Raw genomic sequence first — 15,865 nt, 5'->3', positions numbered from 1 at the left:
TTGAACACCTACTTTTACTAAGATTTGAACAACTTCACAAGTCAGTGATGGCGTTTTTGGTGGTCTTACCAATCAAATAGGTTATTCAACCAATTAGATTTTTTCTCACACTGCTGTTTGATTTGCCCAGACTTGTCCCACACTGGCAGCTTGTATTCACTGCGACAGTTCATTTCCAGCGCACCATTAGCGGCTTTTTGGAAGCCTAAAGTGGTCACTTCTTTTGGCCAAGGCAGCTCTAGTCGCTCAGGGATACGTTGTTTCAGGTATTCCGCGTAGACACGCAATGCACCACTTGAACCAGTTAGCTTGGTCGACTTGTTATCGTCGCGACCAAGCCAAACGGTTGTCACTTCACGGCCGTCAACACCCACAAACCAACTGTCACGGCTGTCGTTACTGGTACCGGTTTTGCCTGCCAGAGCAGCCCACGCGAACTGACTTTGTAGGAATCGGCCTGTCCCTTGAGCAACACCTTGCTTCATCGCGTAAGTCGTCAACCAAGCCGCTTGTTGGTCCACCGCTTGAGATGAGCGAGGTAGCGATTGATAAAGCACATTGCCATCCATATCGATCACGGAACGTAATGCCGATAACTTGGCGCGCTTACCTGAGTTAGTGACTGTTTGGTACATCTGCGCGACTTCAAATGGCGTCAACGAGAAGGAACCAAGGAACATAGAAGGTACTGGACGAATTTCATTCTTATCCACGCCCAAACGCTCTAGCGTAGCCGAAACTTCTGGAATACCCAGCTCCATACCCAAACGCACGGTAGGCACATTGAGTGATTTCGCCAACGCTAAGTACAGCGGCACATCACCACGGAACTTACGGTCGAAGTTACGTGGCGACCAAACCGAGCCTTTACTGCCTTTCAAGCTAAGCGGAGTATCGTGAAGCGTGGTTGCAAGGTTGTACTTCTCTGGCTGCTCTAGCGCAGTTAAATAGATCGCAGGTTTTACCAAAGAGCCAATCGGACGACTTGCATTCAAGGCGCGGTTAAAACCTTCATAGCCAACACGTTTACCACCGACCATAGCACGAATCTCGCCACTATGACGGTCAACCGCAACCGCTGCGGCTTCCAACTCTTTACCGGCACGTTTTGCAAGCTCCGGGACTTTCTTCGCGATAGCTTGCTCTAACTTGCTTTGCGATACCGGGTCGAGAGAAGTAAACAAACGTAAGCCTGTTTCAGCTTTGAAGTTGTCACCTACTTTTTCTTTCAGCTCAATGTTCAGTTGTTGGAAGTACGCTGGTTGACGACTCGCGATACGAGGTTTACTTTGTGTATCTAATGGACGATTTACCGCTTGTTCATATTGCTGCGCGGTTAACATGTCTTGTTGCATCAACAGACGCAATACCAAGTCACGACGGGTTTTAGTGCGCTCAGGGTAACGAATTGGGTTGTAGTAAGACGGTCCTTTCACCATACCAACCAACATGGCAAGTTGGTCAATACGAAGCTCTTGAATCGGTTGACCGAAGTAGTAACGTGATGCCAAAGCAAAACCATGGATTGCATCCCCACCGCTCTGACCCAAGTAGACTTCATTCAGGTAAGCTTCAAGAATACGGTCTTTGCTATAGCGGTAGTCCAGAATCAGAGCAATGTACGCCTCACGGACTTTTCGCCACAAGGTTTTATCACGTGTCAGGAATAAGTTTTTCGCGAGCTGCTGAGTAAGTGTACTACCACCTTGAACAGTACGACCTGCTTTGATGTTAGCAACAAGGGCACGGCCAATCGCCAGCGGCGAAACGCCATCATGCTGATAAAAATCACGGTCTTCGGTTGCTAACAGTGCATCGACAAGCACTTCTGGGAATTGATCACGACGTAAGAACAGGCGCTGTTCATTCTGATCTTTTTCCAACATCCCTAGCATCTTAGGTTCAATACGCAGGTAACCAAGATCGCCTTTAGATTCCAAAGATTGAATTCGTTGTAAACCACTGCTTGAGAAATGCAGCATAACGTGACGATCAGGCTCAGGGCCATCAGCAAACTCGAACGGACGACGAATAAGCTCAATACGCGTTGAAGAAGAAGAGTATTCACCAGGGTAACGAGGCTGACTTACCTTACGGTAGTTCAATACATCAAGCTCATTACGCATCTCTTTGATAGTAATGTTCTCACCCGGACTCAAATTGAGGATACGCGCATAAACGACAGTTGGCAGATCAAACAGCTGGCCGTCAAAGCGATCTTTCACCACACTATCAAGATAGATACCGACAAACAGCAATACCGCCGCAAGCGCGACACCCGCTTTCCAGCTAAATGACCAAATGACCTTAAGCCAAGAGCGCTTGCCATTGTTCGTTTTTTTCGATGGCGATTTTCTCGGTCGCTTTGCACCGCTTTTCTTAGCGGCAGTCGTTTTACTTGACGTTGTTTTCTTGGCTGGTGCTCTTTTTGCACCGGGCTTTTTTGTATCAGTCATTATTCAATTGTCTTTTTGTTTTTGTTGTCGCTACATGAGTGGCAGGATCGTCAGGCCAAACGTGTTTTGGATATCGGCCTTTCATCTCTTTTTGCACTTCTTTGTAGCTTCCTGCCCAAAAGGCAGCTAAATCCGTTGTCACCTGAAGAGGACGCTGTGCTGGAGAAAGTAACTCTAACACCAATCGCTTGCGACCTTGTGCCACGGTTGGAGAAGTGCTCTCTCCAAACACTTCTTGCATACGCACTGACAGTACTGGTTCATGACCAAATTGGTAACGAATGCGCTTTTTCGAACCTGTTGGTAAGCGATAATCTTCTGGTAACCACTCATCAATCTGTTGATTCAACGGCCAACCTAATCGAGCGTTCAACGCTTCCACTAGGTTCACTTTCGCCAAATCTTTCACCGATGATACCGTGCTCATGTACGGCTCTAGCCACTCTTCTAGGCCATTAAGCAAACTGGTCTCATCAAAACTTGGCCAAGCTTGCTCAGGTAACCATTCCACTGCGCAGCGAATACGTTCTAACAAATTTTCCGCTGCCGACGTCCAGTTTAGACTCTGTAAGCCCTGACGGCGGACATAAGTGAGTAAAGCTTGTGTCATTTTTTCTTTACCTGGACTCGGCAACGCTTCGCGCTTAATCACCAGTTGACCAAGTTTGATTTGGCGTTCGGCAATCAAACGGCCTTTTTTCTCATCCCAATCAACCAGCTCAGCCACCGTGAAAAGGTGCTCGAACGTTTCTTGTAATGCGTTGATATCTAAGTCACAAGCTAGGTTAATTTGGCTTGAGTTAGAATGCGAGCGCATCAAATCAATCGTAACTAAGTAATCACAACCACCGAGTGTCTCTTCTGGTCGACACTCAGCACCATGCCCGTTCGACAAAGTAAAACGACCATATTGGTTAACACGCTGCTGCGCAATGCGATCTGGGAAAGCTAAGCTCAATACTAGCGCCAGCACTCGCTCATCTACATTAGGTAGGCTGAATACCGTATCCAGTTTGTGCGCCAGCGCTTGAGATCGCTTGTGCAATATCGCTTTCTTTGCATGTATACCACTTATCCAGCGATGTAGGCTATGCGCGATGTTAGTCACATTGCGCTCAGGCTCTTCAATTAGGGCGACCGCAGCCAAAGCGGTATTTAGCATTTTTTCACTGCGCTGCTGTGCTTGAATCAGCATTGCTGCAGAGCGCGGCTCTACACCAAGAGCGTGGGCCGTCTTACCTGCAGAAGTAAGTTGGCCTTGCTCGGTAAGTAACCCTAAAGAAATCAGCAGCTGTTTAGCCTGAGCAAGCGATGCTGAAGAAGGAATATTCAACCATTTAAGCTCAGCGATATCCCCTGCTCCCCAGAATGCCAGTTCCATTACTAAGCTTGCTAAATCTGAGTGCAGGATTTCTGGTTGGGGCACTTGCGGTTGTTGCTTGAATTGGCTTTCCGAATACAATCGGACGCAAATGCCCTCTTCAATACGCCCTGCACGGCCAGCACGTTGAATCGCAGACGATTGTGCCACTCGCACTTGCTCTAATCGCGTAAGTCCATTCTTCAAATCAAAACGCGCCACACGCTCTAATCCAGAATCGATGACCAATCGAATGCCTTCAATGGTCAAAGAAGTTTCAGCAATGTTAGTCGCGAGCACGACTTTGCGTTTACCTCCAGAAGCGGGAGCGATGGCTTTTTGCTGTTCAGCGAAGCTGAGTTGACCATAAAGAGGGCACACTTCAACGTTATCAGGTAGATGGGACAAACGCTCTTCGACTTGTTTGATCGCCGCCACACCGGGAAGAAAAGCAAGCAAAGAACCAGACTCTTTGCTCATCAAGTGCTCGATCGTTTTTGCCATGGAGGTCGGCAAATGATCATTCGCCCCAAGCGGTAAATAACGCGTTTCTACCTCAAAACTACGACCTTCCGACTCAATGTAAACCGCCTCCGGTAATAAGGATTGCAAGGCATCTTGGTCAAGCGTTGCCGACATCACAACCAGCTTTAAGTCGTCTCGCAGTGCTTCTTGAACTTCTAAACTGAACGCTAATGCGGTATCGGCATGAATGCTACGCTCGTGAAATTCATCAAAAATCAGTAGATCAATGCCGTCTAATTCAGGGTCACTTTGGATCATGCGCGTCATGATCCCTTCTGTCACAATTTCAAGTTGAGTGTGCTTACTCACTTTTGTCTCGCCGCGTACTCGGTAACCCACACGCTCTCCGACTTGCTCTCCCAACTGCTGCGCCAAATAACGTGCAATATTGCGCGCCGCCAGACGTCGAGGCTCTAGCATTACAATCTTGCCTGTCACGGCTTGGCTTTTAAGAAGTTGTAGTGGGAAGTAAGTGGATTTACCGGCACCAGGAGCGGCCTTGAGGATCACTTGGTGTTGATGTTTGACCGCCGTAAGTAATTGTGGCATCACGGCTTCGATCGGCAATTGTGACAAAGGAAATACCCTATGTTGTAATGTTGGGCACATTGTACATAAAAACACTCTTGGCTAAATAAGCAAATGCAATTCGAACCTGCTCTAGAGTCAGCGACTCTACTCAAACGCTACAAACGCTTCCTTGCCGATATCGAATTGGATAACGGTGAGATTCGAACAATTCACTGTGCGAACACTGGCGCAATGACAGGCTGTGCCACTCCAGGCAATAAAGTTTGGTATTCCACTTCTGATAACCCGAAACGCAAATACCCGAACAGTTGGGAGCTGAGCGAAACGCCACAAGGGCATCGTATTTGTATAAATACCGCTCGTGCCAATCAACTGGCGGTAGAAGCAATTGAAAATAATGTCATTTCGGAACTGTCGGGATATGACCAACTTCAAACTGAAGTGAAATACGGCAATGAAAATAGCCGAATTGATATCTTGCTCAGCGCAAGTGATAAATCAAAGTGTTATATAGAAGTGAAGAGCGTCACCCTACTTGATGAGGAAAGTTCATCGGGACAAGGTTATTTCCCTGATGCCGTGACCACGCGAGGACAAAAGCACCTGCGAGAGCTCACAGAAATGGCACAAACTGGAAGTAGAGCCATACTTTTATTCACTGTTTTACATTCAGGTATTGAAAAAGTATCTGCGGCGCACCATATAGACGCGAAATATTCAACGTTACTAAAACAAGCACAAGACGCTGGAGTAGAAGTTCTCTGCTACAAAGCCGAACTGAGCAACACTGAAGTCAAGCTAATCTCTGCTATTGAATTTATCAATTGAGAGAAAAAATGATGTCGTCTTCACATTGACGATAAGTTTGCGATTCAGTAATTGCCTGCACCGCCTCTTTTTGCTATAGATACCCGCCTTAAATTGACTGCGATGCAGTTGACTAGGTGTAAGTAGGAGATGCTGTATGCCAGAATCAAAGAAGAAAACGATAGGCATCCTAGCCATTGCCGGTGTGGAGCCATATCAGGAAAAGCCTGGTGAAGAATACATGTCACCAGAGCAGGTTGAACACTTTACAAAGATCTTAACAGCTTGGCGTAATCAGCTCAGGGAAGAAGTCGATCGCACTGTACACCACATGCAGGACGAAGCAGCGAACTTCCCAGATCCAGTTGACCGTGCCTCTCAAGAGGAAGAGTTCAGCTTAGAACTGCGTAACCGTGACCGTGAGCGTCGCCTGATCAAGAAGATCGAAAAGACTCTAGACAAAATTACTGAAGACGATTTCGGCTTCTGTGAATCTTGTGGCGTAGAGATTGGCGTTCGTCGCCTAGAAGCGCGTCCAACTGCTGACCTTTGTATTGACTGTAAAACACTTGCAGAAATCAAAGAGAAACAGATGCAAGGTTAATCAACCACGCATTATGATTATTGAAAGGGAGCTCAGGCTCCCTTTTTGTTTTGACTAGCTTTTTAACGCTAAACTTCTAGTTTTACCCGAATACTTTCGAGATACACGCATGACACGCTATGTAGGTCGATTTGCCCCATCCCCTTCAGGACCATTACATTTTGGTTCCTTAGTTGCCGCTCTTGGCAGCTACTTTCAAGCAAAAGCCAATCAAGGGACTTGGCTCGTTCGTATCGAAGATCTTGACCCGCCGAGAGAAATGCCTGGTGCAGCAGAAGATATTCTTAATGCGCTCCAAGCTTATCAACTCCACTGGGATGGTGAAGTGGTGTATCAAAGTGAACGACACCACTTATATCAAGCACAAATTGATGCGTGGTTGGAGAATGGCGATGCTTATTATTGCCAATGTACACGCAAGCAAATAAAAGAACATGGTGGTTATTATCTCGGCACTTGCCGCGACAAAGGCTTGAAAGAAGGTGCGATTCGCCTAAAAATGACCAAGCCCATCGCCAACTTCCTCGATCAGAAGCATGGTTTGATGACCATTCCTGAAGCGTTAGTAAATGAAGATTTCATTATTAAACGTCGAGATGGATTATTTGCCTATAATCTTGCGGTAGTATTAGACGATATCGACCAAGGGGTGACTGAAGTCGTCCGTGGTGCCGACTTAATTGAGCCCACAGGTCGTCAAATCAGCTTGTACCAAATTCTTGGACAACCGGAAGTTAGCTACTTGCATTTACCATTGGCGATGGACACTAACGGCAACAAACTGTCGAAACAAAACCATGCGACAGCCATTGATGTCGCTAATCCGAAGCCAGCTCTGCTGCATGCAATGACGTTTTTAGGATTCGATATTCCTGACGACATTCGAGCCGCTAACGTAGACGAAATCCTACGTTGGGGCTGTGAAAATTGGCGTTTGCAACAGCTTCCAGCGGAGATCGAGATCACACCGTGATTCTCAAACGGCACTGTGTAGGCTATCATTAGCCGCAAAATTGGCCCTAGAGGCGTAAAAACTAACCAAAGCAAGATTGGATTAAACCCAGTTATTGCCAGATGCACATGAATACAAACGACAATACAACAAGCGAATCTGCCATGATCCCAGAACTCGCTCTCAATGTACTTACTCGTGAAGAGCACAACATTTCGCGTAAGCAGATCAGTGATAATGCACTGAAGGTGCTATACCGACTAAACGGTGCCGGTTTCGATGCTTTTCTTGTGGGTGGCGGGGTTCGAGACTTACTGCTTGGACAAAAACCAAAAGACTTTGATATCGCAACTAACGCGACACCAGAACAAATCAAACAGCTGTTTAGAAACTGCCGTTTGATTGGCCGTCGCTTCCGTCTTGCCCACATTATGTTTGGCCGAGACATCATCGAAGTTGCGACCTTCCGTGGTCACCACCAAGAGCAAAAGAACAAGAACGTTTCCCAGCAGTCTAAAGAAGGCATGCTGCTTCGTGACAATGTTTACGGCACTATTGATGAAGATGCAGAGCGCCGTGACTTCACGATTAACTCGATGTACTACAACATCGCAGATTACTCTATTCACGACTACGCTCGTGGTATTGAAGATCTAGAGGACCGTCTTGTTCGTCTAATCGGTGACCCAGAAACCCGTTACCGTGAAGACCCTGTGCGCATGCTGCGTGCTGTTCGCTTCGCTGTGAAACTCGACTTCGATATCGAAGAAGACACCGCAGCACCGATTGAAGAGATGGCACCGCTACTGCGTGATATCCCATCAGCACGTCTTTTCGAAGAATCGTTGAAGATGCTTCAATCTGGTCACGGCTTAGAGACTTATCACCTGCTGCGCGAATACAACCTGTTCCAACAGCTGTTCCCTGTAATTGCTGAGCACTTCACTGAAGATTACGAATCTCATACCGAACAAATGCTAGATTTAGTGCTTGATTCGACCGATATGCGAATCGAAGAAGGCAAGCGCATCAATCCTGCGTTCATGTTTGCAGCGATGCTGTGGTACCCGCTATGTGCCATGGCAGATAAACTAATGGAACAGCGTAACCTGTGCCATTACGATGCCATCATGGAAGCGAGCAACATCATTCTTGATGACCAAGTTCGTACCATTGCCATTCCACGCCGTCACACAGCAACGATTCGTGAAATTTGGCAACTGCAATTACGCCTTCCACGACGCAACGGTAAACGTGCATTCCGCCTAATGGAGCTCAACAAATTTAGAGCTGGCTTTGATTTTCTTGAAATGCGCGGTGAAATTGAAGGCGGTGATACTCAGAAGCTTGCCAAGTGGTGGGAAACTTTCCAAAATGCTGGCCGAGAAATGCGCCAAGCTATGGCTGCGGACCTAGACGGCCAAGCGCCTAAAACCGGTCAACGCCGCCGTAAAACTTACCGCAAGAAAAAGAGTAAGCCAAGGTCATGATCACAGCGTACATTGCGGTAGGCAGTAACTTGGCTGATCCTGTCAGCCAAGCGAAGCAAGCGATCGAAGCCCTTAAAACATTACCAAACTCTGAGTTTGTTCAGGCTTCATCACTTTACAGCAGTACACCGATGGGACCACAAAACCAACCGGATTACATCAATGCGGTTGTGGCGATAAAAACCAATTTGACGCCTCTTGAGCTACTCGATTGCACCCAAGCGATTGAGCAAGAGCAAGGGCGTGTCCGTAAAGATGAACGCTGGGGTCCAAGAACTTTGGACCTCGACATAATTCTTTATGGCAATGAGGTGATCGATTCCGAAAGACTGACAGTTCCACACTATGGAATGAGAGAGCGCGAGTTCGTACTCTACCCTCTTGCGGAAATTGCACCAAGTTTACAACTCCCAGACGGGACCGAGGTGTCGTCACTACTTTCACAAGTAGATCGTAACGGCCTCAATATTTGGCAGTCATAGCCAACTCCTAGTGAGGATAAAACAATGAAAAAAATGACCATTAACGACCTGATTAAGTGGAAGCAAGAAGGTCGTAAATTTGCTACTTCAACTGCATACGATGCAAGCTTTGCCCAACTTTTTGAAAGCCAAGAAATGCCAGTTCTATTGGTCGGTGACTCTCTAGGCATGGTTCTGCAAGGTAAAAACGATACATTACCGGTAACCGTTGAAGATATTGCTTATCACACGCGCTGTGTACGCGCTGGTAGCCCGAATTGCCTATTGATGGCTGATATGCCATTTATGAGCTACGCAACGCCAGAGCAAGCGTGTGAGAACGCAGCAACGCTAATGCGTGCTGGTGCAAATATGGTAAAAATCGAAGGCGGCGATTGGTTAGTTGATACGGTTAAGATGCTAACTGAACGTGCAGTTCCTGTTTGTGCTCACCTAGGCCTAACACCTCAATCTGTAAACATCTTTGGTGGTTACAAAGTACAAGGCCGCGACCAAGAAAAAGCGGATCGCATGGTGAAAGACGCACTGGCACTGCAAGAAGCTGGCGCTCAAATTGTTTTGCTAGAGTGTGTTCCAGCTGAATTGGCGGACCGTATTACTCAAGTACTTGATGTACCTGTGATTGGTATCGGTGCTGGTAACGTGACTGATGGTCAAATTCTTGTAATGCACGATATGTTTGGAATTTCGGCGAACTACATGCCAAAATTCTCGAAAAACTTCCTTGCTGAAACAGGCGATATGCGCAAAGCCGTGGCTCAATACATGGCTGATGTCGAAAGCGGTGCATTCCCAGACGCAGCTCACACTATTGCCTAGAGGATAAATGCATGCAAACTTTTGCGGAAATCTCAGCGATTCGTGAACAGGTGAAAACCTTTAAGCGTGAAGGTCGCAAAGTGGCGTTTGTTCCAACCATGGGCAATCTACACGAAGGTCACTTGACGCTTGTTCGTAAGGCTCGTGAATACGCTGATGTCGTTGTCGTAAGCATCTTTGTAAACCCGATGCAGTTTGACCGTGCAGACGATTTAAATAACTACCCTCGCACTCTAGAAGAAGATTTAAGCAAGCTAGGTGGCGAAGGCGTAGAAATGGTGTTCACTCCTACACCAGAAATCATCTACCCAGAAGGCTTGGACAAACAAACGTTTGTTGACGTACCAGGCTTATCAACCATCCTTGAAGGTGCTTCTCGTCCGGGTCACTTCCGTGGTGTTACCACCATCGTAAACAAGCTCTTCAATATCGTTCAGCCTGATGTGGCTTGCTTTGGTGAGAAAGACTTCCAACAGCTTGCTGTGATTCGCAAGATGGTGGATGACCTAGCAATGGACATCGAAATCATTGGCGTACCAACTGTACGTGAAATGGATGGCCTAGCGATGAGTTCTCGTAATGGTCTGCTGACGATTGATGAGCGCCAACGTGCTCCAGTTCTCGCTCGCACTATGCGTTGGATCAGCAGTGCTATGCGCGGCGGCCGTGACGATTATGCTTCTGTGATTGAAGATGCGAACGACCAACTGCGTGCAGCAGGTCTACAGCCTGATGAAATCTTCATTCGTGATGCTCGCACACTTCAAGCTATTACTGCAGAGACCACTCAAGCGGTGATCTTGATGTCTGCATTCTTAGGTAAAGCTCGCCTTATCGACAACCAAACGGTTGATATGGTTGTCGAAACCAAAGAAGAAGAATCAAGCGAAGCGAATTCAACAAGCGCTGAATAAGCGAAATGCATAAACGAAAAGGTCGGCACTACACCGACCTTTTTTGTATCTCATGAATGGATTTATGAGTAAACGCATTCAAGCCCTTCAGGACGCGTTTTGAATCGCTTATGCAGCCACATCCATGCTGGAATATCTCTTCTGATCATTCCTTCTAATTCTTGATTCAAAATACTGGCCGCTTTGACAGGATTACGTCGCTCAAACTGCTGGCTAAGATCATGACCGATATAAAGCGTATATTGGTTTCCACTCATGACCGTCACTCCGGACATCACAGCGCACTTAGTCGCATCAATCAACACGCTCGAACCCACCGTACTTGCCGCTTGTTCAACCGCAAAAAACGGCGCAAAAACAGAATTATTTACCCCGTAATCATGGTCCGGTAAGTACCACAATCGCTGTCCATTTTTCAGAACTTTGAGCATCGATTTCACGTCTTTGCGATCAATCATTTGGTGCCCGCAGCGAGTGCGTCCACGATGCTGGACGAATTCATAAACTGGGTTCGAGTTCGGTCGATACACCCCATAACCTTTAGCAAACTGGCTAAAAATACGCGCCGTCATTTCAAGGTTAAGGTGATGACTACACACCACCAGCACACCTCGTCCATTTCTCTCTTGCTCAAGTAAACGCTCTTTTCCGACCACCTTGGCTAGACGCTTCACTCGCCAATCAGGCCAAAACCAAGCCATTCCCGTCTCGATAAGCGCCATACCCGTGTATTTAAAGTTTGTCTTTACCAATTCATCGCATTCTTGAGCGCTGTACTCTGGAAAACAGAGTTTTAAGTTTTGCTTAGCAATGCCTCTACGACGTTTCATGGCCGGCATCGCAAGCGAGCCAATACCTCGCCCCAGAAAACGTAAGGCTGAGTATGGAAGCAGATTGACGATCAGCGCCAAAAGACCAAAGGCGAACCAAACAGACCAGTATTTAGGAAGAAGCAATTTAAAAGAGAAAGATGGAGAGGGGACAATATTCATGGCTTCACTCATTTGCATCAAATGCATTTACGACAGTTGAATGAAACCTAGCATGTTAGAAGTCGAAAATTTGTATGGGAATGTATCGATGTGCATAAAGAAAGAGCAGCTCTTATGACTGCTCTTTTCTGTTCTTGTGTTTTAGCTTCTCAAGCCAATACCTTTAGTCACGAGGTAATGCGCCACAGCGTAAAGTGCGATAACAAATACGGTCAGAACACTAAATGAGGTGACAATGCCTACATCAGACACGCCTAAGAAACCGTAGCGGAACGCATTCACCATGTAGACGATTGGATTCAACTTAGACACGCCTTGCCAGAATTCTGGCAATAGGCTGATTGAGTAGAATACACCACCAAGGTAGGTCAGCGGCGTTAAAACAAACGTAGGGATGATAGAGATATCATCAAACGTTCTTGCGTATACCGCATTGATCAAACCGCCTAGTGAGAACACAACAGACGTCATAAACACCGTTGCGATAATGATGCCCCAATGGTCAACTTGCAGATCAACAAAGAACAGCGATACGAAAGTAACGATGGTGCCCACCAGCAAGCCACGAACCACGCCTCCCATAACAAAACCAAGGATGATGATGTAGTTTGGTACCGGTGCAACGAGCAGCTCTTCGATATTGCGTTGGAATTTGGAGCTAAAGAATGACGATGCGACGTTCGAATACGAGTTAGTGATCACCGACATCATGATCAAACCTGGCACGATGTATTCCATGTAGCTAAAGCCGTTCATTTCACCGATACGAGAACCAATCAGGCTACCGAAGATGATGAAGTACAATGTCATAGTGATCGCTGGCGGAACTAAGGTTTGCACCCAAATACGAGTAAAGCGGTTTATCTCTTTGGTCAACAAGCTACAGAAAGCTGTCCAATACAACTTATACATTATTGGTTACCTCCACGTACAATGCTGACAAACAGCTCTTCCAAACGGTTGGCTTTGTTACGCATTGAAAGCACTTTCACATCATGCTCAGAAAGCTGACTAAATACCGAGTTCAAACCTTGGCTCTTATCCAGCTCAATTTCTAAAGAGCCGTTCACCATCATCTGGCTATTTACCCCTTCTAACATCGGCATTTCACCTTCAAACTCGACATCGAAAATAAAGGTTTCAACACGAAGTTTACCTAGCAGCGCTTTCATCGTCGTGTTCTCGATCAGCTCACCTTTATTGATGATACCGATGTTGCGACACAGCATTTCTGCCTCTTCAAGGTAGTGGGTTGTTAGGATGATAGTAATGCCCTGCTCTTGGTTAATCTCTTTCAAGAAATCCCACATAGAGCGGCGCAATTCGATATCCACACCCGCCGTTGGTTCATCAAGGATCAACAGCTGAGGCTCATGCATCAGAGCACGGGCAATCATCAAGCGACGCTTCATACCACCTGATAAATTACGTGCGCGCTCTTTGCGTTTTTCCCACAAATCGAGCTTAGTTAGGTATTTTTCCGCACGAACTTTAGCAAGCTCTTTGGATACGCCATAGTAGCCCGCTTGCTGCATTACAATTTGCTCAACCGTTTCAAATTGGTTGAAGTTGAATTCTTGTGGCACCAAGCCTAGGTTCTGCTTCGCTAATTCAAGATGCGTATCGATGTCGTAACCAAAAACCTTAGTCGTACCCGAGGTTTTGTTTACCAAAGAAGAGATAATGCCAATAGTGGTTGATTTACCTGCACCATTCGGCCCTAGAAGCGCGTAGAAGTCACCTTTTTCGACTTGTAGGCTGATGCCCTTCAACGCTTCAAATCCGCCCGCATAGGTCTTGCGAAGCTGTTCAATTTCTAATGCGTACATTGCGTAATAATTGCCATCTGTTGATGAATCGTGAATGCCAATACCGTGGGGATCATTGATAGCGACTCAAGAGTCGAAAGCGGTATTGCACTGAAGTTGAATTAGTTTATCGTTGAATAACGATGAATACAAATAAACCTTTCTATAAAATTAGAAATAACTATAAATCCTCGATTCCATTTACCAAAAAGCGCCACCAGATCTCTCTGGTAGCGCTTTTAAATAAGTCACTTAGACTACATGGTTAGCATTTGATGTTCATCGGTTTCTACATGTTTTACCGCAGCATTCAATGCTTCGTAGCGGAACTTGTAGGTGTTCTCATCAGGTACCAAATCAATCACGTGGAATTTCTCTAACTGCTCACGCGTACGTTGGTTTGGACACAGTAAATAAACTTCACACTCTGCATCCAAAGCATCTTTGATGGCGTTCTCTAGCGCCAAGCCAACGGTCACATCAATCATAGGGACATCCGTCAGATCGAGAATCATCACTTCGTAATCCGAGATGCTGGAATGCTGACGCGAAATCGCCTTCGAAACACTGAAGATCATTGGCCCAGAAAGATAGAAGAACAATACTTTGCCATTGGCTCTATCTAACAATCCTCTCTCGCTGTCTGTCAGCGGAACATCGTCTTCATCCGCATCACTGATCGCCTTAACTTGGCGTGCTTGTTCACGGCTTAAACGTTCAATAATGATGATGTTAGAGATAAATACACCAAGGCCAACGGCGACAATCAAATCAACAAACACCGTTAATAGCATTACGCCATACATCACGGCCATGCCTGGGAAACTGACCTTGTGCGCGCGTTGAATAAAGCTCCAGTCAAGAATGTTAAAGCCAACATACACTGCAATACCCGCTAGCACCGCCATCGGAATCGGCTCGGTTAACCCACTTGCAACCAATACCACCAGCGCCAGAATCAAAGCACGAATCACACCAGATAAGGGCGAGCGAGCACCAACTTGAATGTTGGTTACGGTTCCCATTGTCGCGCCAGCACCAGGTAGTGCACCAAACAGACCAGAAATCATGTTTGCCAAGCCTTGGCCGCGCAATTCCTTGTCTGAGTCGTGCTCTTTACGCGTCAAAGAGTCACCAATAACAGCCGTGAGCAAGGTATCAATACAACCTAATGTGCCCAGCACTAAGGCATCAATGACCATTTCGGTAAACATCGCCGGATCAATGTGCGGCACAACTAAAGACGGCAAACCTGCTGGGATTTCACCAATTCGGCGAATATCTTCAGCATCAAATAGGATGACCGAAAGCAATGTGACTGCAACCAATGCCACTAACTGAGCTGGGACGTATTTACGGTACTGCTTAGGGAAGAAAAACAGGATACCTAGCGTCAGCAAGCCCAAAAATAACTCGCTAAACTTCAGGTTAGAAATGGTGTCTGGCAGTGCCGATAACGTCCCGATAACCCCACCAGAGGGCGCGGCATGGCCTAACAGGGGCGAAAGCTGCAAGATAATCAAAATGACACCAATACCCGACATAAAGCCGGAGATGACACTGTAAGGCATCAGCGTAACGTACTTACCGAGCTTTAATGTACCGAGCACAATCTGGAATGCCCCCGCCATCATTACAACGGTAAAGGTCATTGCCATCCCCGTTTCAGGGTACTTGGCCATCATGCTGGTCAGTACGGCGGTCATGATCACTGTCATTGGACCGGTTGGTTCCGATATCAGGGTGTTTGAGCCACCAAACAGCGAAGCAAAAAGCCCCACCATGATCGCGCCCCATAAGCCTGCTTCTGCGCCAGCACCAGATGCGACACCAAAGGCTAACGCAAGAGGAAGTGAAATAATGGCCGTGGTGACGCCACCAAACAGATCCCCTTTCAAGTTGATATCCTTAAAGCGACTACCGAACATTGAATTTGCTCCCTGCATTAAAAAGACAAAATGCCATCAATCTAACAAATATTTCGTCAAAGAAAAAAACACAATAAAACCACGAATTCGCTAGGCTTATTCGCATACTGAATGATGTCTGCATATTTTATGATTTTCACAGCGAGAACTAGTCAGATGAGTCATCTTGAATGAATATTTAACGGGATCGAAATTGT

At 46.5% G+C, this 15,865-nt stretch carries 13 protein-coding genes; 7 read left to right on the top strand and 6 right to left on the bottom strand.

The genetic code is table 11. From position 1 onward, the window contains the following. Window positions 1-65: 65 nt before the first annotated feature. A complete protein-coding gene (gene mrcB, locus ACLIIY_RS01635) occupies window positions 66-2,456 on the bottom strand; it encodes a penicillin-binding protein 1B (protein ID WP_434528026.1) in 2,391 nt (796 codons plus the stop codon). Continuing rightward, complete coding sequence (gene hrpB / locus ACLIIY_RS01630) at window positions 2,449-4,917, bottom strand: ATP-dependent helicase HrpB (RefSeq protein WP_434528025.1); 2,469 nt, start codon at window positions 4,915-4,917, stop codon at window positions 2,449-2,451. Before hrpB ends, mrcB begins: the two co-directional genes overlap by 8 nt. Before the next feature lie 66 nt (window positions 4,918-4,983). On the opposite strand from hrpB, the gene sfsA reads away from it, so the two are divergent. From sfsA to panC, 7 genes are all read left to right on the top strand, one after another. Beyond that, window positions 4,984-5,700 carry a DNA/RNA nuclease SfsA gene (gene sfsA, locus ACLIIY_RS01625; protein ID WP_020196598.1) on the top strand — a complete coding sequence of 239 codons (717 nt, stop codon included), beginning with the start codon at window positions 4,984-4,986 and terminating at the stop codon, window positions 5,698-5,700. Between the two features lie 136 nt (window positions 5,701-5,836). After that, the gene (gene dksA / locus ACLIIY_RS01620) at window positions 5,837-6,283 is read left to right on the top strand and encodes an RNA polymerase-binding protein DksA (protein WP_005439389.1); all 447 of its coding nucleotides are present in this window, start codon (window positions 5,837-5,839) and stop codon (window positions 6,281-6,283) included. 109 nt (window positions 6,284-6,392) lie between these two features. After that, the gene (gene gluQRS / locus ACLIIY_RS01615; protein ID WP_039984547.1) at window positions 6,393-7,256 is read left to right on the top strand and encodes a tRNA glutamyl-Q(34) synthetase GluQRS; all 864 of its coding nucleotides are present in this window, start codon (window positions 6,393-6,395) and stop codon (window positions 7,254-7,256) included. A gap of 101 nt (window positions 7,257-7,357) precedes the next feature. Further along, entirely contained in the window at window positions 7,358-8,725 is a 1,368-nt protein-coding gene (gene pcnB, locus ACLIIY_RS01610; RefSeq protein ID WP_434528024.1) for a polynucleotide adenylyltransferase PcnB, read from the top strand. Further along, entirely contained in the window at window positions 8,722-9,207 is a 486-nt protein-coding gene (gene folK, locus ACLIIY_RS01605) for a 2-amino-4-hydroxy-6-hydroxymethyldihydropteridine diphosphokinase (RefSeq protein WP_041058649.1), read from the top strand. The genes pcnB and folK overlap by 4 nt, the downstream gene beginning before the upstream one ends. Window positions 9,208-9,231: 24 nt before the next feature. Then, complete coding sequence (panB, locus tag ACLIIY_RS01600) at window positions 9,232-10,026, top strand: 3-methyl-2-oxobutanoate hydroxymethyltransferase (protein WP_005439361.1); 795 nt, start codon at window positions 9,232-9,234, stop codon at window positions 10,024-10,026. An 11-nt stretch (window positions 10,027-10,037) separates the two neighbouring features. Next, complete coding sequence (panC, locus tag ACLIIY_RS01595; protein ID WP_132697874.1) at window positions 10,038-10,940, top strand: pantoate--beta-alanine ligase; 903 nt, start codon at window positions 10,038-10,040, stop codon at window positions 10,938-10,940. Between the two features lie 62 nt (window positions 10,941-11,002). On the opposite strand, the gene ACLIIY_RS01590 is transcribed toward panC, so the two are convergent. From ACLIIY_RS01590 to ACLIIY_RS01575, 4 genes are all read right to left on the bottom strand, one after another. After that, window positions 11,003-11,932 carry a Kdo(2)-lipid IV(A) acyltransferase gene (locus ACLIIY_RS01590; RefSeq protein ID WP_039984552.1) on the bottom strand — a complete coding sequence of 310 codons (930 nt, stop codon included), beginning with the start codon at window positions 11,930-11,932 and terminating at the stop codon, window positions 11,003-11,005. A gap of 141 nt (window positions 11,933-12,073) precedes the next feature. Next, window positions 12,074-12,844 (bottom strand): ABC transporter permease, encoded by a 771-nt coding sequence (locus ACLIIY_RS01585; protein WP_005439358.1) that lies wholly within the window; start codon window positions 12,842-12,844, stop codon window positions 12,074-12,076. Then, window positions 12,844-13,761: an ABC transporter ATP-binding protein gene (locus ACLIIY_RS01580; RefSeq protein WP_434528023.1), complete on the bottom strand. Its 918-nt coding sequence runs from the start codon at window positions 13,759-13,761 to the stop codon at window positions 12,844-12,846. The genes ACLIIY_RS01585 and ACLIIY_RS01580 overlap by 1 nt, the downstream gene beginning before the upstream one ends. Window positions 13,762-13,997: 236 nt before the next feature. Further along, a complete protein-coding gene (locus ACLIIY_RS01575; RefSeq protein ID WP_020196604.1) occupies window positions 13,998-15,668 on the bottom strand; it encodes a SulP family inorganic anion transporter in 1,671 nt (556 codons plus the stop codon). Window positions 15,669-15,865: the final 197 nt, after the last annotated feature.

It is taken from the genome of Vibrio sp. K4, from assembly GCF_051122595.1.
In the GTDB taxonomy this organism is placed as follows: Bacteria; Pseudomonadota; Gammaproteobacteria; order Enterobacterales; family Vibrionaceae; genus Vibrio; species Vibrio owensii.
This window is presented reverse-complemented; position numbering and strand designations above follow the sequence as displayed.

Bases quoted from the DNA above. Each gene is read 5' to 3' on its own strand.
- gluQRS (WP_039984547.1), top strand. From the start codon at position 6,393: ATGACACGCTATGTAGGTCGATTTGCCCCATCCCCTTCAGGACCATTA.
- pcnB (WP_434528024.1), top strand. From the start codon at position 7,358: ATGCACATGAATACAAACGACAATACAACAAGCGAATCTGCCATGATC.
- ACLIIY_RS01590 (WP_039984552.1), bottom strand. From the start codon at position 11,932: ATGAATATTGTCCCCTCTCCATCTTTCTCTTTTAAATTGCTTCTTCCT.
- panC (WP_132697874.1), top strand. From the start codon at position 10,038: ATGCAAACTTTTGCGGAAATCTCAGCGATTCGTGAACAGGTGAAAACC.
- ACLIIY_RS01585 (WP_005439358.1), bottom strand. From the start codon at position 12,844: ATGTATAAGTTGTATTGGACAGCTTTCTGTAGCTTGTTGACCAAAGAG.
- mrcB (WP_434528026.1), bottom strand. From the start codon at position 2,456: ATGACTGATACAAAAAAGCCCGGTGCAAAAAGAGCACCAGCCAAGAAA.
- ACLIIY_RS01575 (WP_020196604.1), bottom strand. From the start codon at position 15,668: ATGTTCGGTAGTCGCTTTAAGGATATCAACTTGAAAGGGGATCTGTTT.
- panB (WP_005439361.1), top strand. From the start codon at position 9,232: ATGAAAAAAATGACCATTAACGACCTGATTAAGTGGAAGCAAGAAGGT.
- folK (WP_041058649.1), top strand. From the start codon at position 8,722: ATGATCACAGCGTACATTGCGGTAGGCAGTAACTTGGCTGATCCTGTC.
- dksA (WP_005439389.1), top strand. From the start codon at position 5,837: ATGCCAGAATCAAAGAAGAAAACGATAGGCATCCTAGCCATTGCCGGT.
- sfsA (WP_020196598.1), top strand. From the start codon at position 4,984: ATGCAATTCGAACCTGCTCTAGAGTCAGCGACTCTACTCAAACGCTAC.
- ACLIIY_RS01580 (WP_434528023.1), bottom strand. From the start codon at position 13,761: ATGTACGCATTAGAAATTGAACAGCTTCGCAAGACCTATGCGGGCGGA.